Source organism: Caulobacter sp. UNC279MFTsu5.1, assembly GCF_900114015.1.
In the GTDB taxonomy this organism is placed as follows: Bacteria; Pseudomonadota; Alphaproteobacteria; order Caulobacterales; family Caulobacteraceae; genus Caulobacter.
The window spans coordinates 26,038-47,066 of record NZ_FORN01000031.1 but is presented as its reverse complement, the minus strand read 5'-3'; the positions used below and the strand labels follow the sequence as shown (position 1 = coordinate 47,066).

Below are 21,029 nucleotides of genomic sequence, written 5' to 3'. Positions count from 1 at the left end.
GTGGCTCGCCTTACGTCCAGCAAGACTTGACCGATGACGTCGCCAGAGGGCGCGTTACGTCAAAACCGCATCGAATTTCGCTAAGCCGGGCGGCCGCTATTTGGCGATCGCCCGACGTTCAGGCCTCGGCGCGGACGAACGGCAGGCGGGTGGTGGGCGTCTTCGACAGGGCCAGCAGCGCGTTGGCCACCGCCGGGGCGATGACCGGCGTGCCCGGCTCGCCCACGCCGCTGGGCGGATTGCCCGAGGGCAGGATGTGGGTCTCGACCGTCGGCGCCTCGTTCATCCGCAGTACGCGGTAGGTGTCGAAATTACTCTGGTCGACCTTGCCGTCCGTCAGGGTGATCTCGCCGTACAGCGCCGCCGACAGGCCGTAGCAGGTTCCGCCCTCCATCTGGGCGGCGACCTGGTCGGGCGAGACCGCCACGCCGCAGTCGATGGCCGTGACCACCCGGCCGACCCGCGGATGGCCGTCGACCAGCTTGACCTCGGCCACCTGGGCGACGACCGAGCCGAAGCTCTCGTGCACGGCCACGCCGCGCGTGAAACCGGCGGCCGGGGCCGGGCCGGCCTTCTCGACCGCCAGGTTCAGGACCGCGAGATGCCGCTCGCCCTCGGGACCGATCTTGGCGTACAGCGCCCGGCGGTAGTCGACCGGATCCTTGCCGGCCTTGAGCGCCAGCTGGTCGATGGTGTGCTCCATGACGAAGGCGGTGTGGGTCGCGCCCACCGACCGCCACCACAGGACCGGCACGCCGCCCTCGGGCAGGGCCAGCTGGGCGTCGACCACCGGCGTGGCCTTCAGATAGGGCGAACCGGCCGTCCCCTCGATCGCGGTCTGATCGGGCCCCTTCGAGGGCATCGGCGCGCCCTTCATGATCGACTGGGTGACGATCCGGTGGCGCCAGGTCGCCGGATAGCCGTCCTTGTCCAGCGTCACCCGCACGGCGTGATGGACCAGCGGCCGGAAGAAGCCGGCCCGCATGTCGTCCTCGCGGGTCCAGACCAGCTTCACGGGCCGGCCGCCGCCGACCTTGTGGGCGATGGCCACGCATTCGGCCACGTAGTCGGACGGGAAATTGGCCCGCCGGCCGAACGAACCGCCGGCGAACAGGGTCTCGATCTCGACCGAGCCGGGCAGGGTCTTGACGATCTTGGCCGCGTTCATCTGGTCCAGGGTCTGGGCCTGGGAGCCGTGGATCAGCTTGACCTTGCTGCCGTCGACGATCGCCACGCAGTTCATCGGCTCCATCGTCGCATGGGCCAGATAGGGGAAGTCGTAGGTGGTCTCGAACACCGACGCCCCCTTGCCGGCCGAAGCCGCCGCCGCGTCGCCCTTGGAATCGAAGGCCTCCCACTTCAGGTCGGAAGGTCCCTTGCCGGCGGCGATGTCGCGCCACTGCTGGGCGATCGTCGCCGAGCTCCGGGTCTCGACCTTGCCCTCGTCCCACTCGACCTTGAGGGCCTCGCGGCCCATGCGGGCGGCGTAGGTGGTGTCGGCGACCACCGCCACGCCGGTCGGGATCTCGTAAACGTCGACCACGCCGGCCACTTTCCTGGCGTCGTCGGCGTCGAAGCTCTTCACGCTGGCGCCGAAGCGCGGCGGGTGGGCGACCATCGCCACCAGCATGTTCGGCAACTGGACGTCCTGGGTGTAGCGGGCCGCGCCGGTGCTCTTGATCAGGCTGTCCTTGCGGCGCACCCGGTCGGAGCCGATCAGGGTGAAGGTCTTGGGATCCTTCAGGGTCGGGGCCTCGGGCGGCGTCACCTTGGCGGCGTCGGCGATCAGCTCGCCGAACCCCGCGCTCTTGCCGCTGGCGTGGGCGACCACCCCGTCCTTGACGGTGACCTGGCCGACCGGGACGTTCCAGCGCGTCGCCGCCGCCTGCACGAACATCGCCCGCGCCGCCGCCCCGGCCTTGCGCAGCTGCTCCCAGGAATTGGAGATCGCCGACGAGCCGCCGGTCAGTTGGATGCCGGCCGTGCTGTTGCCATAGAGCTTGGCGTTGGCGGGCGCATGGACGACCCTGACCCGGCTCCAGTCGGCGTCCAGCTCCTCGGCGACGATGGCCGCCAGGCCCGCGTGGTTGCCCTGGCCGAACTCGATGTGCTTGGACAGCACCGTCACCGCACCGTCCGGGTCGAACTGGATGAACGGCCCGAACGCGCCGGGCTCGACCTTGGAGCCCGCGCTCATCAGGTCGGCCGGCGAGCAGCCGACCAGCAGGGCGCCGCCGACCAGGGTCGCGCCGACCACCAGGTCGCGGCGGCTGACGCCGTCCGGGCGGCGAAGCGTCTCGAAAGGCCCGTTCATTGGCCCACTCCCCGGCTGGTCGAGCCCGAGGCCGCGGCGATGTCGTCGTCGATGTCGTTGGCGGCGACGGACTTGCCCGGCCCCTGGGCGGCGGGCGCGGCGACCGCCGTGGCGGCCGTCAGGCCGGCGGCGTCCTTGATGGCGGCGCGGATGCGCTGGTAGGTGCCGCAGCGACAGATGTTGCCGCTCATGGCGTTGTCGATGTCCTCGTCGCTGGGCGCCTTGGTCTGGGCCAGCAGGGCGGCGGCCGACATGATCTGGCCCGACTGGCAGTAGCCGCATTGCGGGACGTCGTGCTTGACCCAGGCCTGCTGCAGCGGGTGGGCTCCGCCCAGGCTCTCGATGGTGGCGATCTTGGCGCCGGACAGGGCGGCGATCGGCGTCACGCACGCGCGCACCGGGTCGCCGTTGACGTGGACGGTGCAGGCCCCGCACTGGGCCATGCCGCAGCCGAACTTCGTGCCGGTCAGGCCCAGCTCGTCGCGCAGCACCCAAAGCAGCGGCGTCTCCGGGGCGGCCTTCACCGCGACGGTCTTGCCGTTGATGTCCAACATCGACGTCATGGCTTTCGCCTCCCAAGCGAAAAGTGGAGCGCGACGGCCCGGCTTGGTCGAATCTAACACTGCTTAGACCCAAACCCGCCAGTGAAATCTTGGTTCAGGCAGGCTAGCCTGACCGGCACGTTCGCTTGTTTCGCCTTCAGGACCCGCGCCCTTGGATTCCTTCCCCGCCTATTTTCCCCTGGCCGGCCGCAAGGTCGTGATCGCCGGCAGCGGCGAGGCCGCCGACAACAAGGCGCGGCTGTTCGACGGCTCGCCGGCGACGCTGGTGCGGGTGGACGGCCACGCCGCCTTCCTGCCGGGGACCTACGCCGGGGCGGTGCTGGCCTTCGTGGCCGGCGACGACGAGGTGTTCCTGCAGGCCGCGGCCAGCGCGGCGCGCGCGGCGCGGGTGCTGGTCAATGTCGTCGACAAGCCGGCCATGAGCGACTTCAACACCCCGGCGGTGATCGACCGCGGCGAGGTGGTGGCGGCGGTCGGCACCGGCGGCGGCTCGCCGACCCTGGCCACCAAGCTGCGCAACGACATCGAGGCCCAGGTGCCCGAGGGCTCGGGCCGGGTGGCGGCCCTGCTGCGCAAGTTCCAGGACGAGGTGCGCGGCGCCCTGCCCGCCCTGCACGAGCGCCGGGCCTTCCTGCGCGACGCGGTGGCCGGCGAGGCCGCCCAGGCCGCCATGGCCGGCGACATGGAGAAGGCCGGCCAGCTGTTCCGCCAGGCCCTGGCCCGGGGCGTGGGCCGCGAGGGCAAGGTGCGGTTCATCGCCGGCAAGGGACCGTCGGACCTGCTGACGCTGCGCGCGCTGCGGGCGCTGGGCGCGGCCGACGTGCTGATCGCCGACGAGGGCGCCGACCCCGAGATCGTGACCATGGCCCGCCGCGACGTCCACCGGCTGGACCCGGCGCAGGTCGCCGCCGAAACCCTGGTGACCTTGGCCAAGGAGGGCAAGCAGATCGTCCGGCTGATCGTGGCCCCGGTCGATCCGGCGATCGTCCAGGCCCTGGCGGCCGCATCGGTGGCGGTCGAGGTGCTGATGGCCGCGCCGGCCGGCTAGCCGGCGCGGTCTCAATCCAGGCTGCGGTCCTTGGTCTCGGGCAGCAGGAACAGGGTCGTCAGCACGCTGATCAGGGTGAAGAACACCGGGTACCACAGCCCGGCATAGATGTTCCCCACCGCGGCGACGATGGCGAAGGCGCTGAACGGCACGAAGCCGCCGATCCAGCCGGTGCCGATGTGATAGGGCAGCGACAGGGCGGTGTAGCGCACCCGCGTCGGGAACAGCTCGACCAGGCAGGCGGCCAGCGGCCCGAACAGGGCGGTGGCGGCGATCACGAAGACCATCAGCACGCCGAACATGCCCCACCAGTTCATCCGCGCCGGGTCGGCCTTGGTCGGATAACCGGCCTTGGCCAGGGCGGTCTTGATGGCGGCCTCGCCGCCGGTCTTGACCGCCTTGGCCTCCTTCGCCGGCAGGCCCTTGGCGCTTCTCGACACGATCCGCGCGTCGCCGACCTGGACCACCGCCGGCGAGCCGGCCGGGCCGGCGTGGTTGGCGTAGGAGATCCCGGCGTTGGCCAGGGCGCTCTTGGCGATGTCGCAGGACGAGACGAAGGCGGCCTTGCCGACGGGATCGAACTGCAGGGCGCAGTCCTTGGGATCGGCGGTGACGCTGACCGGGGCGCGGGCCGTGGCCTCGGCCAGGGCCGGGTTGGCGGCGCGCTCCAGCAGGTGGAAGCCGGGGAAGTAGAACAGCAGCGCCAGGGTCATGCCGCCCAGCATCACCGGCTTGCGGCCGACCCTGTCCGACAGCCAGCCGAACACCACGTAGAATACGGCGCTGACCGCGGTGGCGGCCATCATCAGGCCGTTGATCGTGCCCGGCGCGACCTTGAGGAACTTCTCCATGAAGGTCTGGACGTAGAAGAAGCTGGTGTACCAGACCGCCCCCTGGGCCGACATCATGGCGAAGAAGGCCAGCAGCACCAGTTTCAGGTTCTTCCACTGGCCGAAGGCCTCGGCGTAGGGAGCCTTGGAGGCCGCGCCCTCGGCCTCCATCCGCGCGAAGGCCGGGCTCTCGGTCAGCTTCAGGCGCATCCAGACCGACACGCCCAGCAGGCCGATCGAGACGGCGAACGGGATGCGCCAGCCCCAGGCGTCGAAGGCCCCCGGGGCGGCGTTGTGGCCCAGGGCCCAGCGCGTGGCCAGGATCACCAGCAGTGCGCCGAACAGGCCGAACGCCGCCGAGGTCTGCACCCACGAGGTCGACCAGCCGCGCTGATTAGGCGGCGAATGCTCGGCCACATAGATCGCCGCCCCGCCATATTCGCCGCCCAGGGCGAAGCCCTGCACGCAGCGCATCAGGATCAGCAGGATCGGCGAGACGATCCCGGCCTGCTGGTAGGTCGGCAGCAGGGCGATGGCGAAGGTCGCGCCGCCCATCAGCAGCACGGTGGCCAGGAACGCGCCCTTGCGGCCGGCCTGGTCGCCGATCTTGCCGAACACCAGCGCCCCCAGCGGCCGGAACGCGAAGCCGACCCCGAACAGCGCCAGGGCGGCCACGTAGCCCGCCGTCTCGGACAGGCCCGTGAAGAAGGTCTTGGAGATCACCTGGGCCAGGCTGCCGAAGATGAAGAAGTCGTACCACTCGAAGGCGGTGCCCGCGGACGAGGCCGCCACCACCGTGCGCATCGAGGCGCGGTCCTCACCCTTGGCCTGGGCCGTCATGCGTGGTTTCCCCCGGTGTCGTTGGGGGAATGCTTAGCGTGGTTTCGGGCGAGGTGGGAAGGCGGATCCTCCCACAGCGGAGGGAGGCGCCGCATATGGATCGGTCACAAAAGCTGTCATCCCGGACAAGCCCGGCGAAAGCCGGGCGCCGATCCGCGACCGCCGCAAGCGCTCGCGTTCACGCGTCGGTCCCGGATCTTCGCGCTGCGCGCTCGTCCGGGATGACAATGTGTTTGTAGCCCTCTCCAGTGGGGAAGGGTCCAGCATCCTAGGCCACCGCCACCGCGCCCTCCGCCTCGCCGCCCGCCAGGCGGACGATCTCGCCGATCAGGGCGGCGGGGGCGATGGGCTTGGCGGCGACGCCGTTCATGCCGGCCGCCAGATAGGCGGCCCGCTGGTGCGACAGAACGTTGGCGGTCAGGGCGATGATCGGGGTGTCGGCGGCGGGGCCGGGCAGGCCCCGGATGCGGCGGGCGGCCTCCAGGCCGTCGATGCCGGGCATCTGCACGTCCATCAGGATCAGGTCGAAGCCCCGCGCCGCCGTCGTCACCCCGTCCAGCCCGTCCTCGGCCGTCTCGACGCTGGCGCCCAGCTGTTCGAGGATGCGGCGGGCGACCAGGCGGTTGGTGGCGTTGTCCTCGACCACCAGGATCTTCAGCCCCTGCAGCAGGCCGTCGGGCATCTCGGCCTCGGCCGCCCGGGCCTGGGCCGGCGGGGCGGCGATGGTCAGCAGGAAGGTCGAGCCGACGCCCTCGCGGGAGGTGAACACGACCTCGCCGCCCATCATCTGGGCCAGCCGCCGGGTGATGGCCAGGCCCAGGCCGGAGCCGCCGAACCGGCGGGTGGTGCTGGCGTCGGCCTGCTGGAAGCGCTCGAACAGTCGGGCCTGGGCCTCGGCGGCGATGCCGACGCCGGTGTCGATCACCTCGAAGGCGACCTTGGGGGCCACGCGCGGATCGTCCCCCTCCAGGCGGCGCACCTTCAGGGTCACCGAGCCGGCCAGGGTGAACTTCACGGCGTTGCCCACCAGGTTGAACAGCGCCTGGCGCAGCCGGCTGGGGTCGGTGAGGATCAGGCCGACGTCGGGCGCGTCGACCCGCAGTTCCAGCCCCTTGTGTTCGGCCTGGGCCCGCAGCAGCCGCGCCACGCTCGCGGCCAGCTCGCTGGGGTCGACCGCCTCCTGGGTGACGTCCAGCCGCCCGGCCTCGATCCGCGAAAAGTCGATCACGTCGTCCAGTAGGGTCGACAGCATGCGGCCGCAGGCCAGGGCCTCGCCCAGCAGGTGGTCGGCCTCGCCCGGCAGCTTCTCGCGCTTGAGCAGGTGCATGACCCCCAGCACCCCGTTCATCGGCGTGCGGATCTCGTGGCTCATATTGGCCAGGAACTGGGCCTTGGCGTCATTGGCGGCCTGGGCGGCGCGCTCGGCCTCGACCAGGGCCAGCTCGGCGCGTTTCTTCTCGTCGATGTCCAGGATCAGGCCGAACGCCTTGCGGATGCGCCCGCCGGCGTCGGCGCGCACCTCGTGAAAGATGCGGATCCACCGCGCGTCGCCCTCGGGCGTCGTCACCCGTACGTCGAACGAGCGCTCCCTGGCGCCGGACTGGCCGTCGTCGTCGCGCCGTCGCCGGGCCTCGGCGGCGTCGTAGACCGCGGCCACGTCGTCGGGGTGGATCATCGGCCAGACGGCGCTGCGCACGTCGTCATAGGTGACCCGGCGGCCCAGGATGCGGTGGAACTCAGGCGAACCCCAGAACGCCTTGCCCGCGTGGTCGATCTCGTAGACCCCCGCCTGGGCCGCGCCCAGGGCCACGCGCAGCCGCCGGGCGTTGGCCCGGGCCTCGCGCCGGGCCTCCGACAGGGCCGTGACGTCGTCCATGTAGGTGATGACCCCGGCGATGGCTCCGTCGGCGTCGCGCCAGGGGCGGGCCTCCCAGCGCAGGGTGTGGCTGCGGCCCAGGCCGTCGTGCAGCTGGTCTTCGCGCCGCACCACCGTCTGGCCGGTCAGGGCGCGCTCGACGGCCCGGACGAAACGCTTGCGCGAGCCCGAGGTCAGCTCGTGCAGGCTGCGGCCGATCACCCGCTCCTCCGTGGCCTGGAAGATCTCCAGGAAGCGCGGGCTGACCACCCGCAGGCGCAGGTCGCGGTCATAGAGGGCGACGGCGAACGGGGCTTCCTCGACCAGCCGGCGGGCCTGACGCTCGCCCCAGACGGCCGCGTCGCGGGTGCGGGCCACCTCGGTGACGTTCTGCGAGATCCCCTTCAGGGCGAACAGGCCGTCGGCGCGCGGCTCGGTGCGGAAGGTGGCGCGGTAGGTGAACCACTGGCCGCCGGCCCCGCGCAGGCGGTGCTCGATCGTGCCGCCCACGCCCGTGCGCACGGCGCGCTCGAAGGCCTCCACCAGGATCTCGCGATCCTCCGGGTCCAGCCGGTCGTAGAACTGTTCGGGGCGGGCGATGGTCTCCGGCCCCAGGCCCGTGGCCTCCAGCAGGTCGCGCGACCACTCGATGTAGCGGTCGTGCGGCTCGTAGCTCCACATGCCGACGCCGGCCGAGGAGGCCAGCAGCTCGCGGGTCTGGTGGGCGGCGGCGATCTCGGCGCGGCGGGCCATGTCGGCGGTGACGTCGCGCAGGGCGCCGACCATCTCGCCGTTCGGGCCCAGGCGCGACTGGCCTTCCAGCCACACCCAGCCGCCGGTCTTGCAGGTCACCTTCAGGCGGTTGAAGGCCTCGCCGGAGGCGCGGATCAGCGAGGCGGTCTCGATGAAGTCCTGGCGCGACTCCGGGTGCACGAAGCGCAGCGCCGGCTGGCCGATCAGCTCCTGCCGGGTCCAGCCGGTCACCCGCGTCCAGGCCGGATTGACCGTCGCGAACCGCCCGCGCGCCACCACGGCGAACAGGTCATGCGCGTGGTCGAAGAACCACCGCGCGCTCTCGGCGTCGCTCAACCGTGCGGACTTGGGGGGCGAAGGCATCGCGGCTCCAGGGACGGAGCTCGGATGGTGGAGTTGAAGGGTAAACTTATGGTTGGCGTCGGCGATCATTGTTCGCCGGGCGCGTGTCAGACCTCGGCCCACATTCGCAAAAGATTGTGATAGGTCCCGGTCAGCGACAGCACCGAGGGGTCCGCGATCCCCACCGCGCCGGACAGGCGCTGGATCGCCACGTCCATGTCCAGCAACAGGGCGCGCCGGGCGTCATCGCGCACCAGGCTCTGGATCCAGAAGAAGCTGGCCGTGCGCACGCCGCGCGTCACCTCGGTCACATGGTGCAGGCTGGAGGCCGGATAGAGGATCGCCGCCCCCGCCGCCAGCTTGACCAGGTGGCTGCCGTAGCTGTCCTCGACCACCAGCTCGCCGCCGTCATAGTCGTCGGGGTCGCTCAGGAAGACGGTGATCGACAGGTCGGCGCGCAGCGGCTGGCCGGTCGAGGGGTCGCGGCGGATGGCGTTGTCGACATGGTCGGCGAAGCCCATGCCGACGCCGTAGCGGTTGAACAGCGGCGGCAGGATGGCGCGCGGCAGGGCGGCCGAGACGAACAGCCGATTGGCCTGCAGGGCCTGGACGACGATGGCCCCGATCTCGCGGGCCGCCGTCCCGTCCTGCGGCAGCTGCTGGTTGTTCTTGGCCATGGCCGCCTGGAAGCCCGAGGTGGCGTTGCCGTCGATCCAGTCGGCCGCGTCGAGCACGGCCCGGCAGTGGGCCACCTCGTCGGGCGTCAGGACGTCGGGGATCTGGATCATCATGGCCCCACTCCTAGCAGAAAGATGCCCTCGCCCGGGAGGGGCCGCTCCCGGGCGAGGCTTGGACGTCAGGGACGAGCGCTTTCGGGGAGGAGAAGGCTCAGTACTTGACGTTCAAGGTCAGGATCGCCTGCCGGCCGGGGGCCGGGTCGGCGTGGTGGACGCCGTTGGTCCGCATGATGTAGCGCTCGTCGCCGACGTTCTGGACGTTCAGCTGCAGGTCGGCCTTGTCGTTGATCCTGTAGCTGGCGAAGGCGTCGAAGCGCCAATAGTCCGGCGCGTAGACCGCGTTGGCCCCGCCGCCGGCTCCGCCCTGGTTGCCGCCGAACATCTTGGAGACGTAGTAGGCGCCGCCGCCTACCGACAGGCCGCGCACCACGCGATAGGTCGTGAACATGCTGAAGCTGTTCTTGGGCGTGTTGGCCAGCGGATCGCCTTGGTTGATGTTGACGATCGGCGCGCCGCCGCCCGTCGGGATCACCACCGCGCCACGGACGAGTTCGCTGTCCATGTAGGTGTAGCCGCCGAAAGCCTGCCAGCGGGGCGTGATGTTGCCCGAGACGCCCAGCTCGACGCCCTTGACCTCGGTCTCGCCAACCTGGGCGAAAAGGCCAGTGTTGATCTGGATCAGCGCGTTCTTGCGGGTGGTCCTGAACACAGCGCCCGACAGGGCCAGCGTATCGTGGAACAGGGTCCACTTGGCGCCGACCTCGAAACTCTCGCTGTCTTCCGGCTGCACCACCTGGTTAGGCGTCGTGCCGATCGTTCCGACAATGCCGTTGCTGTTCTGGTCGCCGGCCGCAACGCCGGGCGGGGTCGAGGCCGTGCCGTACGAGATGTAGAGGCTGGAGTCCTCGGTCGGCTTGAAGACCAGGCCCGCCTGGTAGTTGGTGAAGTCCCATTCGCCCTGGCGGTAGGCGATCGCGCCGCCGCTGAACACGCCTTGGGTCTGGGTGAAGCCGCTATAGTCGTAGCCGGCGCTTTCATAGTGGTCGTGGCGCAGGCCCAGGTTCAGCAGCCACCTGTCGCCGAACTTGAGGGTGTCAAAGCCGTAGATCGCCGCGGTCTTGGTGACGTTGCGGTTCGCCGGGCTGCGGTTGATCACGCCCGTCCACGGATCGTCGGCGTTGGGCGCATAGACGAGGGTGCAGTCCCCCGCGCCCAGGATCTCCTTGGTCGTCGCCGTGCCGCTGGCGGCGTACTTGTAGCCGGCGGGACACGCCGAACCCGAGGTGGTGAAGGTCGAATAGGTGGCGTTGAGGTTTTCCTCGCGGCTCAGCTCGACGCCGATGTCGAAGCTGTGGCCGATGGCGCCCGTGTCGAACTTGCCGTGCAGGTCGGTGTTGGCCGCCACGGTCGTGGTCGGGTTCCAGCGGGTCTTGGTGCCGCGCTTCATCCACCAGGCGCCGTCGATGAACTGGGCCGGGCCGCCGTCGCCGGGGTTGGTGACGATATAATCGTTCAGGCTCTTGGAGTAGCGGACCACCTGGCGCACGCCGAGATTGTCGTTGATCGTGTGGTTGACGATCAGGGTGGCGATGTCGGCCTTGGTCTTCTGGTAGTCGCGAGCCTTCAGGCCGTAGAAGCTGCGGTAGTCGACGTCCAGGATGCCCGAGGCGGTGCGCGGCTGGGTGGTCTTGGTCAACAGCGGGACGCCGTAGTCGGGCATCGCGTTGCTGTCGAGGTGGTAGTAGCTGAGCGTCACCTGGGTCGGGCCGTTCAGGCCGAAGGCGATCGACGGCGCAATCCCCCAGCGGTCGAAGTCCACCGCCTTGCGGCCCGGCGTGTCGCCCTGCGTGCCCAGCAGGTTCAGGCGCACCGCGACGCTGTCGTTGATCCTGTGGTTCAGGTCGACCGTGGCGCGGACATATTCATCCGTGCCGACGCCCAGCGAGCCGGTGGCGAAATCGTCGGCCTTGGGGCTCTTGGAGGTCAGGTTTATGCTGCCGCCGCCCGAGCCGCGGCCGCTATAGGCGCTGTCCGGGCCCTTCACGACCTCGACCTGCTCGAGGTTGAACACCTCGCGGGTCTGGCCGCCGCTGTCGCGCAGGCCGTCGACGAAGACGTCGTTGGCGCTGCTCTGACCACGGATGAACGGCCGATCGGCCAGCGGCTGGCCGCCCTCGCCCGCCCCGAAGGTGATGCCCGGCGAGGTGCGCAGGATGTCCTGCAGCGAGGTGGCGGCGGTCTGCTCGATGATCTTGCGCGGGATCACCGTGATGGCCTTGGGGGTGTCGACCAGCGAGGCGGTCAGCTTGGGCGACTGCGCCTCGGCGACGCCGCGCTTGCCGTCGACCTTGACGCCCGAGACCTCGGTGGCGCCGTCGGCGGGGCCGGCCGTGGCGACCGGAGCGTCGGCGTCCGGCGCGACCGCGCCAGAGGCCGCGAAGGCGGCGGGGGCCAGGGTCAGGCCGGCCAGACCGGCGACGGCGGCGACGCCCAGCGCGCTGCGGGCCTGGCTGCGGACGCCGGCGACGGCCGGCTTGGAAAGCTTGTGCATCGAAAACCCCAGCAAGGCCGTCGGGGGAGCGCGGCCCTTTGTCGTAATTGCGACGCGTTCTTATCTGGGGCGCCGCAACAGCGCAATGATAATCGTTTGCAAAATGCATGCTGGCGGCAGGGCCTGGCGGCGCCTTCAGGAAAGCTGCGCTCAACCTTCACCGCGAACCGGTGTACACAGCCGCGTCCGCGTGACTGGCGATCACAGGGAGCACCCTGAGGGAGCGCGGACCTCGTGAGCCGTTCGCCTGGGCGCCCATCCCTTCGCAAGCGGAGTCCGCCCATGCCCGAAGCCAAGACCTGGATCGCCTTCTGTCTCGTCTGCCTGGGCATGGCCCTGACCCCCGGGCCGAACATGCTCTACCTGGTCAGCCGCTCGATCAGCCAGGGCCGCTGGGCCGGCATCGTGTCGCTGGCCGGCACCGCCGCCGGCTTCGTGGTCTATCTGGTCTGCGCGGCCCTGGGCATCACCGCCCTGCTGATGGCCGCCCCGATCGCCTACGACATCCTGCGGTTCGGCGGCGCGCTCTACCTGGCCTGGCTGGCCTGGCAGGCGATCCGGCCGGGCGGCGCCTCGCCGTTCCAGGTGCGCGAACTGCCCAAGGACAGCCCGGCCAGGCTGATCAGCATGGGCTTCCTGACCAACCTGCTGAACCCCAAGGCGGCGATGCTGTACCTGTCGCTGCTGCCGCAGTTCATCGATCCGCATCGCGGCGCGGTCCTCGGCCAGTCCCTGGCCCTGGGCGGCAGCCAGATCGCCATCAGCCTGACCGTCAACGGCTGCATCTGCCTGGCCGCCGGCACGATCGCCGGCTTCCTGGCTGCGCGCCCCAGCTTCGCCCTCTTCCAGCGCTGGCTGATGGCCTCGGTGCTGGGCGGCCTGGCGGTGCGGATGGCGACCGAGGCCCGGCGGTAGTCCATCCCTTTTCATCCGCTCATCCCGGCGAATGCCGGGACCCAGATCCCATAGCGGTGTGGATGGTTGGAAGGGCTCAGGGCCCTTGGCGTCGGTCACAGAGCCATTCCATCTGGGTCCCGGCATTCGCCGGGATGAGCGGGTTTTGGGGCGGCCAAGCCGTGCTAGAGAAACGTCAGCTAGCGTCGGAGTTCTCTCATGCTGTCGTCCAAGCCCCTTCAGGTCCTCACCGCCGCCCTCGCCGCCCTGGCCCTGGCCGGCGCCGCCCAGGCCGCCAGCCTGCAATCCTGCGCCATCCCCAAGGACGTGACGCCGGCCGCGCCCGAGATCCCGCCGCCCGACCAGGTCCACACCGACGTGCCGACCGCCGCCTATCTGCTGGCCCTGTTCTGGTCGCCGGAATCCTGCCGGGCCGGGATCCCGGAGTCGGACAAGGCCATCCAGTGCGACGCCAACCGCTTCGGCTTCACCGTCCACGGCCTGTGGCCCAACGGGCCCGACCGGGTCCACCCGCGCTACTGCCGCCCCAGCCCGTCGATCAGCGCGGCGACGGTCAAGGCCAACCTGTGCATGACCCCCTCGCCCTGGCTGCTGCAGCACGAGTGGCAGGCGCACGGCACCTGCCAGTGGGACACGCCCGAGGCCTATTTCAAGAAGGCCCGCCAGGTCCGCGACGGCCTGAACGTGCCGGACCTGAAGCCCGGCCCGAACGGGACGATGACGGCGGGCGAGGTGCGCGCGGCCTTCCTCAAGCGCAATCGCGGCATGACCGCCGACGGGCTGAACGTGCGGGTCAACAAGGACAACCGCCTGACCGAGGTCTGGGTCTGCATGGACCTGAACTTCAAGCTGGCCGCCTGCCGGGGCGGCAACGGCACGCCGGACCGGGTGACGATCCGGGTGACGCCGAAGGGGTAGGATTTCCCCCCCTCCAACCGTCATTCCCGCCCTTGTGGCGGGAATCCCTGGTTCAGCCGACGATGAAACGCCTTGGCGCGCTGGCGCGCCACCCCTGCGCACCTGCGGCGGAGAGAGGGATTCTCGCCACAAGGGCGAGAATGACGAGGCTAGTGGAAAGACCTCGCGTTCTGATCCGCCCCAGCGGACAGGCCCCGCCTTAGATCCATGGTTGCGAGCTTGCTCTGGGGTCAGGCCGTGTCAAGGACGGCGCCGGGCGCCGCCGCGGCGCGGCCGGCCGAAGGCCGGTCCTTGACACGGCCTGACCCCAGAGCTCCGATCCACCAAGGATTTAAGGCGGGGTCGCATCCCCGGTCGGATGCTCGCTACAAAGCGTTCGACTGACCCAGGAACAACGGGAATATCTACCGTTACCGCAACGTCGGATGACGTCGCTATCTCTAGGATAGAGCCATGTCCTCAAAGCCGAAGGATGCGCTTGAGATCAAGTTGGGTCCGCTCACGATCAAGGCCCAAGGTCGCTACGCAATTGAGCAGGCGCCTAGGTTCGTCATCTTCCTGGCGCCAACCCTTGGGGTCGCAACGCTAGCCTGGATCGTTCACCTGCTGCGATAATCCCCCAAAACGCAAAACGGGCGGCCCCTCTCGGAGCCGCCCGCTGCTTGAAGCCTCACATCGGAGACGTCATCACCCTCAGGTGGTGACGGCTTCCTCCGGGGTCACTTCGGTCTTCTTGGACAGGTCTTCGCCGGTTTCCTGGTCGACGACCTTCATCGACAGCTTGGTCTTGCCGCGATCGTCGAAGCCCAGGAGCTTGACCTTCACGATCTGGCCTTCCTTCAGCACGTCCGAGGGCTTGGCCACCCGTTCGTTGCTGATCTGGCTGACGTGGACCAGGCCGTCCTTGGCGCCGAAGAAGTTCACGAAGGCGCCGAAGTCGACGACCTTGACGACCTTGCCGTCGTAGATCGCGCCGACTTCCGCTTCCTGGGTGATCGACTTGATCCAGTCGACGGCGGCCTTGATCTTGGCGCCGTCCGAGGCCGAGACCTTGACGATGCCTTCGTCGTTGATGTCGACCTTGGCGCCGGTGGTGGCGACGATCTCGCGGATCACCTTGCCGCCGGTGCCGATCACTTCGCGGATCTTGTCGGTCGGGATGGTGATGGTCTCGATCTTCGGAGCGAAGTCGCCGACCTCTTCACGCGGGGCGTCCATGGCCTTGTTCATCTCGCCCAGGATGTGGGCGCGGCCGTCCTTCGCCTGCGCAAGGGCCTGCTTCATGATCTCCGGCGTGATGCCGGCGATCTTGATGTCCATCTGCAGCGAGGTCAGGCCCTCGCTGGTGCCGGCCACCTTGAAGTCCATGTCGCCCAGGTGGTCCTCGTCGCCGAGGATGTCGCTGAGCACGGCGAAGCCGTCCTTTTCCAGGATCAGGCCCATGGCGATGCCCGAGACCGGACGGACCAGCGGCACGCCGGCGTCCATCATGGCCAGCGAGCTGCCGCAGACCGTGGCCATCGAGGACGAGCCGTTCGACTCGGTGATCTCGGAGACCAGGCGGATGGTGTAGGGGAAGTCTTCCTTGCTCGGCAGCATCGGGCGCAGGGCGCGCCAGGCCAGCTTGCCGTGGCCGATTTCGCGGCGGCCCGGGCTGCCCATGCGGCCCGTCTCACCCACCGAATAGGGGGGGAAGTTGTAGTGCAGCAGGAAGGATTCCTTGTAGGTGCCTTCCAGGGCGTCGATGAACTGCTCGTCGTCGCCGGTGCCCAGGGTGGCGACCACGATCGCCTGGGTCTCGCCGCGGGTGAACAGGGCCGAGCCGTGGGTGCGCGGCAGGATGCCGACTTCGCCCAGGATCGGACGGACCTTGTCGACGGTGCGGCCGTCGATGCGGATGCCGGTGTCGAGGATCGCGCGACGCACGACGTCGGCTTCCAGTTCCTTGAACACCGCGCCCAGCTTCTGCGGGTCGTAGCCGGCCGGGTTGGTGTCGGACTTGCCGAGCGCCTCGACGGCCTTCTTCTTGGCCGCGCCGATGGCTTCGTAGCGGTCCTGCTTCTTCTGGATCTTGTAGCCGGCGATGATGTCGCCGCCGACCAGCTTCTTCATCTCGGCCTTAACGGCGTCGGTGTCTTCGGGTTCGAACTCGAAGGGCTCCTTGGCGGCGTGCTCGGCCAGCTCGATGATCGCGTCGATCACCGTCTGCATTTCCTTGTGGGCGAAGTTGACGCCGCCCAGCACGATCTCTTCCGACAGTTCCTGGATTTCGCTCTCGACCATCATCACGGCGTCGGCGGTGCCGGCCACGACCAGGTCCATCTTGCTGTCCTTCTGCTCGTCGAGCGTGGGGTTCAGCACGTACTGGTCATTGACGTAGCCGACGCGGGCCGCGCCGATCGGGCCCATGAACGGGGCGCCCGACAGGACCAGGGCGGCCGAGGCGGCCACCATCGACAGGATGTCGGGATCGTTTTCGAGGTCGTGCTGCAGCACGGTGCAGACGACCTGGACTTCGTTCTTGAAGCCCTTGACGAACAGCGGGCGGATCGGACGGTCGATCAGGCGGGAAACCAGGGTTTCCTTTTCCGAGGGACGGCCTTCGCGCTTGAAGAAGCCGCCGGGGATCTTGCCGGCCGCGAAGGTCTTTTCCTGATAGTTGACGGTCAGGGGGAAGAAGTCCTGGCCGGGCTTCTGGGTCTTGGCGAACACGGCGGTGGCCAGGACGACGGTTTCGCCCATGGTGGCCAGAACGGCGCCGTCGGCCTGACGGGCGATGCGACCGGTTTCGAGGACCAGCGTCTTGCCGCCCCACTCGATCGTCTTGCGCTTGATATCGAACATTTTTCTTCTTTCGGTTCCCGCGGGCGGATTCCCGTCGGGGCGGACAGGGGCGGACGCCGCTCGGGCGGCCCGATGATCCTCATCCAGTTCGACAGGCGGGTTTGAGGATGGAAAACCCTCGGACGGACATTCGGATGCTTATCCAGCGATGGAAGCGATCCGGATCGACTTCGGGTCTCGGCCTGTCTCGAGCCCCGGAGCCTGAAAAGCGTTCCGCCGCCCTACGGTGGTAGGACGGCGGAATTGCGTCTTAGCGGCGCAGACCCAGCTTCTCGATGAGGGCCGCGTAACGGCCTTCGTCGGACTTCTTCAGGTGGTCGAGGAGCGAGCGACGCTGGGAAACCAGCTTCAGCAGGCCACGACGGCTGTGGTTGTCCTTCTTGTGGGTCTTGAAGTGCTCGGTCAGGTTGGCGATGCGCTCGGAGAGGATCGCGACCTGGACTTCGGCGCTGCCGGTGTCACCCTCGGAACGAGCGTGCTCGACGATAAGAGCGCTCTTGCGCTCGGCAGTGATCGACATCGGTTTGTCTCCGCTCAGGTGAGTTGGAAGACCCGCACCGGATTGAGCTTTCCGGCGCGCATCTCGCACAAGGCCACCAGCCTGTCCCCCGACATGGCGGAAACGGTGCGATCGCCGGGCGTGAGCTCGGCTTTCAGCGATTCCACCTGCCTTGGGAGCAGAACGATGGCGCGTCCTTGCGCAAGCCGGAAGGCGTCTTCATCGGTCACGGCCAGCGCCGGGATGTCGTCCAGCGCGGTCTCGACCGGAAGCAATGCCTCCGACAGCCGGGCCTCATAGCTCAAATTCTCGAGGGTTTCCAGGCTTATCGCCGAATCCTCGCCGAACCGGCCGACTCGCGTCCGGCGAAGCTGGTCGACGTGGCCGCAGGCGCCGAGCGCGGCGGCCAGGTCGCGGACCACGGCGCGGACATAGGTGCCCTTGCCGCATTCCATCTCCAGCTCGATGTGGTCGGCGTCCGGCGCCGCCGTCACGCGCAGCGCATGAACCCGCACCTTGCGGGTCTTCAGCTCGAACTCGACGCCCTCGCGGGCCAGGTCGTAGGCCCGCTCGCCGTCGACCTTGATGGCCGAATAGTTCGGCGGAACCTGGTCGATCTCGCCGACGAAGGCCGGCAGCGCCGCCTCGACCTGCTCGCGCGTGGGGCGCACGTCGCTGCTGTCGGTGGTCTCGCCCTCGCGGTCCAGGGTGGTGGTCGAGCGTCCCCACTGGATCATGAACCGATAGGCCTTGTCGGCGTCCATCAGGAACGGGACGGTCTTGGTCGCCTCGCCCAGGGCCAGGGGCAGGATGCCCGTCGCCAAAGGATCCAGGGTGCCGGCGTGGCCGGCCTTCTGGGCGTTGAACGCCCGGCGCACGCGGCTGACGGCGCTGGTCGAGGTCAGGTCGTAGGGCTTGTCCAGGCAAACCCAGCCGGAGACGGCGTCGCCCTTCTTGCGGCGGGCCATGCCCTAGTCCTCGTCGTCGATGATGTCGGACAGGCGGCGGACGTCCTGCTGCACGCGCGGATCGTCGAACAGCCGGTCCATGTAGGCGGCCGAGTTGAAGCTCTCGTCGTGGATGAACTTCAGGTCCGGCGTGAACTTCATGTCGATCGACTTGCCCAGCCGTCCGCGCAGGAACCGGGCCACGCGGTTGAGGCCCGCGACCACCTCGTCGGGGCTGCCCGGCGCGACCACGGTGCGCGACGGCGACGACGGCTCGCGCTCGACCGCCGGCGCGACGCCGGCCCCCAGGGGCTCGACGAAGCAGATGGCGTGCTTGAGGTCGGGGCTCATGCGCACTTCGGAGACCGTGACCGAAACGCCCTGCAGGGCGGGATCGGCCAGCTCCTCCTCGCGCAGGATGTCGACCAGGGCGTGGCGGATCAGCTCGCCGGCGCGGAGCTGGCGCTGCGACGGACCGACGGGCCCGCCCTTCTTGTTGTCGGAATGGCGCTTCATGGCGCGGTCGCCTCGATGCCCGGCCGGCGGATCGAACGCCGGGTCGCGGGGAGAAATAGGAGGCGGGGTGTCTAGGCGCGTGGGGGAGAAAAGTCCAGCGTGGCCGGTTCATGGAGGGACTACGCCCTCGTCCGCTCCTTGAAGAAATCCAAGACTCGCCGGTGGACCTTCATGGTCTCGCCGTCCGGGTCGTCGCGGTTCAGGTGGGTGGTCAGCACGGAATGAGGCGCGCGGCCCGTGCCCTGGCGCGCCGCGGCGTCGGGCAGGGTGTGCAGCTCGGCCCGCCGGCCCAGTTCGCGCTCCAGGGTCTGGAACCGGGCGCAGGGCGAGAGCTTGTCTCTTTCGAACCGCAGGGCCAGCAGCAACAGGTCCTCGGCCTCCATCCGGGCCTTGGCGACGGCCAGTTCGGCCGGCGAGCAGTCCAGCGCCGCGCCGTGCTTGCGGCCCGCGGGCAGGGACGGCTCGGCCAGGACGGGGGCCACGACCGACGGCTCGGTCATCATCGCCAGGGCGAAGCCGCCGGTGAAGCACATCCCCACCGCCCCCACGCCCTTGCCGCCGCATTCGGCGTGGGCCTGGCGGGCCAGGGCGCGCAGCCAGTCGACGAACGGGCTGGAGCGGCCGGCCGCCCAGATGCTGAACTCGCGCCCCACGCAGGCCAGCTTCAGGATCACGGTGTTGATATAGAAATCGGAGACCGGCTTGCCCGGCTCGCCGAACAGGCTGGGGCAGAACACCGTCATGCCCTCGGCCGCCACGTCGCGGGCGAAGTCCAGCACGGCGGGATGCAGGCCGGGGATCTCGTGGATGACGATCACCGCCGGGCCGGAGCCGAGGCGGTAGACCGGCCGCGTCCACCGGCCGTCGGAGAACGCGAACTTCGTGAAACCCGCCAGCGCGTCGTCGCGGCCTGTCGCCATTCCCGCTCCCCTTTGCCCATTTCTGGACCCGTTTTTGGGAGCATGGCACGAAAAGATCCGCCGACGCCAAGCCTTCGAACGCTCCGGTTGCACGACGCAGGGCCAGGACCTATCCCTTCAAACTTCAGTTTGGGGGACGAGGCATGATCTTCTGGTGGACCGGCCGGGGCTATCTGGCCCTGTTGAGCCTGATCGGGGTGTTCGCCCTGTTCGGCGCGGTGCTGACCCTGGCCTTCGGCGAGCAGATCTTCGACACCGCGCCCTGGCTGTGGGCGGTCGGCGCGGTGATCGCCGCCGTGATCAATTGGATGGTCGGTTGCCGGGTCAACCGCAAGCCGCTGAAGGTCCCGCCTCCTCGCCTCTGGAAAAGTCGACTGACCTATCGCCCGCGCAACCGGTTCATGGGCCTGCCGCTGGAGGTGTGGTCGGCCCCGATGATGCTGCTGGCCGTGGTCATGCTCGTGCGCGGCCTCCTGCCCGCCTAGCCCGGCCCGTTGCCGCCGGTCCAGTCCTCCATCGGGTCGGGCAGGGCGCCGCCCGGCAGCTTCCATTCGCCCCGGTACGAGAAGTCCAGCGTGCCGCACAGCCGGGTCTGGCCGCCCTGGGGGTCGTCGCCCAACGCCTGGACGCGCAGGTCGCGATGCACGGCCAGCCGGCTGAAGCTCAGCCACAGGCGCTTGGCCCCCGGGCAGAAGGCGCGGATGTAGATCTTGCCCTGCTCGAACTTGGGGTCGATCTCGTACAGCGTCGCGTCGGCGTCGACGCCGCTGATGGCCTTCAGGCCGCCCGGACCCAGGTCCTTCTCGCGGCCGTCGATCAGCCGGCCCTGCACCGGCACCCCGGTGGCCAGCACCTTCACGACCCGCGTCCCGGTCAGCTTCTTGTCGAACAGCACGGTCAGGCCCGCCCCGGTCAACCGCTTGGCGTCGGCCGAGATCGGGTCGTAGGAATACATCTTGCGCTCGGCGTGGGCCGTTCCCGCCGCCCCGGCCGCCAGCCAGGCCAGCGCCAGCCCCAGCGCGACCCTCAGGCTCGTCCCGCGAGCGGCCCCCGACCCCCCTCGTCTCACCGTCTTGGCCTCACAGCTTCAGACGCAGCTTCGCCGTTTCGGGGTCGAAGCCCGACAGCCGCCAGACGCCGCCTTCCAGCGTGAAGGTCAGCAGGCAGGGGCCGTCCTTGGTCTTGGCCGCGCAGACCTGGTCGGAGCCGATGTAGCGCAGGCCGGCGGCGATGGTCAGACGGTCGGGGATCGGCCGGTCTGGGGTGTAGCCGTAATAGTTGGCCGCGTAGCGGAAGGTCTCGGGCTGGACCAGGGCCTCGCCGGCGACGTCGGCGGCCGGGCCGGCCAGGGCGATGGCCGCCGCCTGCCAGCCGCCGCCCATGCCCGAGCCGCGCGCCTTGCGCACCAGCTCGCTCTCGATCTCGGCCTTCAGGGCCGGACGGTCGACGCGGGCGTCGAAGGCGGCGTGGTCGTTGTTGCGGATCGCCACCAGCAGGGCGTGGACGTCGCCGGCCGCGTCGTAGCGGGTGGCCGTGGCGCAGGCCGACAACGAGACGGCGGCGAGGCTGACAGTCAGGAGGGTCCGGATGCGCATGGCCTACGGTTAGGCCTGAAATCGGGCGATTTCCAGTCCGGC

General features: G+C 69.5%; 17 protein-coding genes and 1 riboswitch. Of the genes, 4 read left to right on the top strand and 13 right to left on the bottom strand.

The features are described from left to right. Positions 1-118 precede the first annotated feature (118 nt). Both BM066_RS16830 and BM066_RS16825 read right to left on the bottom strand, forming a co-directional pair. Entirely contained in the window at positions 119-2,314 is a 2,196-nt protein-coding gene (locus BM066_RS16830) for a xanthine dehydrogenase family protein molybdopterin-binding subunit (protein ID WP_089929610.1), read from the bottom strand. Next, positions 2,311-2,877 (bottom strand): (2Fe-2S)-binding protein, encoded by a 567-nt coding sequence (locus BM066_RS16825; RefSeq protein ID WP_089929608.1) that lies wholly within the window; start codon positions 2,875-2,877, stop codon positions 2,311-2,313. Before BM066_RS16825 ends, BM066_RS16830 begins: the two co-directional genes overlap by 4 nt. A 151-nt stretch (positions 2,878-3,028) precedes the next feature. Between BM066_RS16825 and BM066_RS16820 the strand changes: the two genes are divergently transcribed. Then, the gene (locus BM066_RS16820; protein ID WP_089929607.1) at positions 3,029-3,925 is read left to right on the top strand and encodes an NAD(P)-dependent oxidoreductase; all 897 of its coding nucleotides are present in this window, start codon (positions 3,029-3,031) and stop codon (positions 3,923-3,925) included. Between the two features lie 11 nt (positions 3,926-3,936). Here BM066_RS16820 and BM066_RS16815 read toward each other — a convergent pair whose 3' ends face one another. The 4 genes from BM066_RS16815 to BM066_RS16800 all read right to left on the bottom strand — a co-directional run bounded on the left by BM066_RS16815 (position 3,937) and on the right by BM066_RS16800 (position 11,833). Next, entirely contained in the window at positions 3,937-5,595 is a 1,659-nt protein-coding gene (locus tag BM066_RS16815) for an MFS transporter (protein ID WP_089929606.1), read from the bottom strand. Positions 5,596-5,863: 268 nt separating this feature from the next. Continuing rightward, positions 5,864-8,566: a PAS domain S-box protein gene (locus tag BM066_RS16810; RefSeq protein WP_029589438.1), complete on the bottom strand. Its 2,703-nt coding sequence runs from the start codon at positions 8,564-8,566 to the stop codon at positions 5,864-5,866. Positions 8,567-8,652: 86 nt separating this feature from the next. Next, positions 8,653-9,336 (bottom strand): Fe2+-dependent dioxygenase, encoded by a 684-nt coding sequence (locus BM066_RS16805; protein WP_018113096.1) that lies wholly within the window; start codon positions 9,334-9,336, stop codon positions 8,653-8,655. Between the two features lie 97 nt (positions 9,337-9,433). After that, the gene (locus tag BM066_RS16800) at positions 9,434-11,833 is read right to left on the bottom strand and encodes a TonB-dependent receptor (protein WP_018113095.1); all 2,400 of its coding nucleotides are present in this window, start codon (positions 11,831-11,833) and stop codon (positions 9,434-9,436) included. Positions 11,834-12,013: 180 nt separating this feature from the next. Continuing rightward, a riboswitch (ZMP/ZTP riboswitch) is annotated at positions 12,014-12,093 on the top strand. Between the two features lie 22 nt (positions 12,094-12,115). On the opposite strand from BM066_RS16800, the gene BM066_RS16795 reads away from it, so the two are divergent. Further along, positions 12,116-12,748: a LysE family translocator gene (locus BM066_RS16795; protein WP_018113094.1), complete on the top strand. Its 633-nt coding sequence runs from the start codon at positions 12,116-12,118 to the stop codon at positions 12,746-12,748. Between the two features lie 198 nt (positions 12,749-12,946). Further along, positions 12,947-13,666: a ribonuclease T2 gene (locus tag BM066_RS16790; protein WP_018113093.1), complete on the top strand. Its 720-nt coding sequence runs from the start codon at positions 12,947-12,949 to the stop codon at positions 13,664-13,666. Positions 13,667-14,359: 693 nt separating this feature from the next. Here the strand turns inward: BM066_RS16790 and pnp are convergent. The 5 genes from pnp to BM066_RS16765 all read right to left on the bottom strand — a co-directional run bounded on the left by pnp (position 14,360) and on the right by BM066_RS16765 (position 19,392). Continuing rightward, positions 14,360-16,510 (bottom strand): polyribonucleotide nucleotidyltransferase, encoded by a 2,151-nt coding sequence (gene pnp, locus BM066_RS16785; protein ID WP_018113339.1) that lies wholly within the window; start codon positions 16,508-16,510, stop codon positions 14,360-14,362. A gap of 250 nt (positions 16,511-16,760) precedes the next feature. Further along, complete coding sequence (rpsO, locus tag BM066_RS16780) at positions 16,761-17,030, bottom strand: 30S ribosomal protein S15 (protein ID WP_018113338.1); 270 nt, start codon at positions 17,028-17,030, stop codon at positions 16,761-16,763. A gap of 14 nt (positions 17,031-17,044) precedes the next feature. After that, positions 17,045-17,977 carry a tRNA pseudouridine(55) synthase TruB gene (gene truB / locus BM066_RS16775; RefSeq protein ID WP_018113337.1) on the bottom strand — a complete coding sequence of 311 codons (933 nt, stop codon included), beginning with the start codon at positions 17,975-17,977 and terminating at the stop codon, positions 17,045-17,047. 3 nt (positions 17,978-17,980) lie between these two features. Next, on the bottom strand, positions 17,981-18,472 hold the full coding sequence (gene rbfA / locus BM066_RS16770; protein WP_018113336.1) for a 30S ribosome-binding factor RbfA: 492 nt from the start codon (positions 18,470-18,472) through the stop codon (positions 17,981-17,983). Between the two features lie 119 nt (positions 18,473-18,591). Beyond that, the gene (locus BM066_RS16765) at positions 18,592-19,392 is read right to left on the bottom strand and encodes a dienelactone hydrolase family protein (protein ID WP_018113335.1); all 801 of its coding nucleotides are present in this window, start codon (positions 19,390-19,392) and stop codon (positions 18,592-18,594) included. 143 nt (positions 19,393-19,535) lie between these two features. On the opposite strand from BM066_RS16765, the gene BM066_RS16760 reads away from it, so the two are divergent. Continuing rightward, positions 19,536-19,877, top strand: coding sequence for a hypothetical protein (locus BM066_RS16760; protein ID WP_018113334.1), 342 nt, complete (start codon positions 19,536-19,538; stop codon positions 19,875-19,877). Here BM066_RS16760 and BM066_RS16755 read toward each other — a convergent pair. Both BM066_RS16755 and BM066_RS16750 read right to left on the bottom strand, forming a co-directional pair. Next, positions 19,874-20,347, bottom strand: coding sequence for a hypothetical protein (locus BM066_RS16755; RefSeq protein WP_018113333.1), 474 nt, complete (start codon positions 20,345-20,347; stop codon positions 19,874-19,876). The two genes, BM066_RS16760 and BM066_RS16755, sit on opposite strands and share 4 nt — an antisense overlap. A gap of 124 nt (positions 20,348-20,471) precedes the next feature. Continuing rightward, positions 20,472-20,987: a DUF2939 domain-containing protein gene (locus tag BM066_RS16750; protein ID WP_018113332.1), complete on the bottom strand. Its 516-nt coding sequence runs from the start codon at positions 20,985-20,987 to the stop codon at positions 20,472-20,474. Positions 20,988-21,029: the final 42 nt, after the last annotated feature.

What these genes read in the sequence shown, in the direction of transcription:
- BM066_RS16805 (WP_018113096.1), bottom strand. Translation starts at nt 9,336, where the DNA reads ATGATGATCCAGATCCCCGACGTCCTGACGCCCGACGAGGTGGCCCAC.
- BM066_RS16800 (WP_018113095.1), bottom strand. Translation starts at nt 11,833, where the DNA reads ATGCACAAGCTTTCCAAGCCGGCCGTCGCCGGCGTCCGCAGCCAGGCC.
- BM066_RS16795 (WP_018113094.1), top strand. Translation starts at nt 12,116, where the DNA reads ATGCCCGAAGCCAAGACCTGGATCGCCTTCTGTCTCGTCTGCCTGGGC.
- truB (WP_018113337.1), bottom strand. Translation starts at nt 17,977, where the DNA reads ATGGCCCGCCGCAAGAAGGGCGACGCCGTCTCCGGCTGGGTTTGCCTG.
- rpsO (WP_018113338.1), bottom strand. Translation starts at nt 17,030, where the DNA reads ATGTCGATCACTGCCGAGCGCAAGAGCGCTCTTATCGTCGAGCACGCT.
- BM066_RS16830 (WP_089929610.1), bottom strand. Translation starts at nt 2,314, where the DNA reads ATGAACGGGCCTTTCGAGACGCTTCGCCGCCCGGACGGCGTCAGCCGC.
- rbfA (WP_018113336.1), bottom strand. Translation starts at nt 18,472, where the DNA reads ATGAAGCGCCATTCCGACAACAAGAAGGGCGGGCCCGTCGGTCCGTCG.
- BM066_RS16755 (WP_018113333.1), bottom strand. Translation starts at nt 20,347, where the DNA reads ATGTATTCCTACGACCCGATCTCGGCCGACGCCAAGCGGTTGACCGGG.
- BM066_RS16815 (WP_089929606.1), bottom strand. Translation starts at nt 5,595, where the DNA reads ATGACGGCCCAGGCCAAGGGTGAGGACCGCGCCTCGATGCGCACGGTG.
- BM066_RS16760 (WP_018113334.1), top strand. Translation starts at nt 19,536, where the DNA reads ATGATCTTCTGGTGGACCGGCCGGGGCTATCTGGCCCTGTTGAGCCTG.
- pnp (WP_018113339.1), bottom strand. Translation starts at nt 16,510, where the DNA reads ATGTTCGATATCAAGCGCAAGACGATCGAGTGGGGCGGCAAGACGCTG.
- BM066_RS16790 (WP_018113093.1), top strand. Translation starts at nt 12,947, where the DNA reads ATGCTGTCGTCCAAGCCCCTTCAGGTCCTCACCGCCGCCCTCGCCGCC.
- BM066_RS16825 (WP_089929608.1), bottom strand. Translation starts at nt 2,877, where the DNA reads ATGACGTCGATGTTGGACATCAACGGCAAGACCGTCGCGGTGAAGGCC.
- BM066_RS16750 (WP_018113332.1), bottom strand. Translation starts at nt 20,987, where the DNA reads ATGCGCATCCGGACCCTCCTGACTGTCAGCCTCGCCGCCGTCTCGTTG.
- BM066_RS16810 (WP_029589438.1), bottom strand. Translation starts at nt 8,566, where the DNA reads ATGCCTTCGCCCCCCAAGTCCGCACGGTTGAGCGACGCCGAGAGCGCG.
- BM066_RS16765 (WP_018113335.1), bottom strand. Translation starts at nt 19,392, where the DNA reads ATGGCGACAGGCCGCGACGACGCGCTGGCGGGTTTCACGAAGTTCGCG.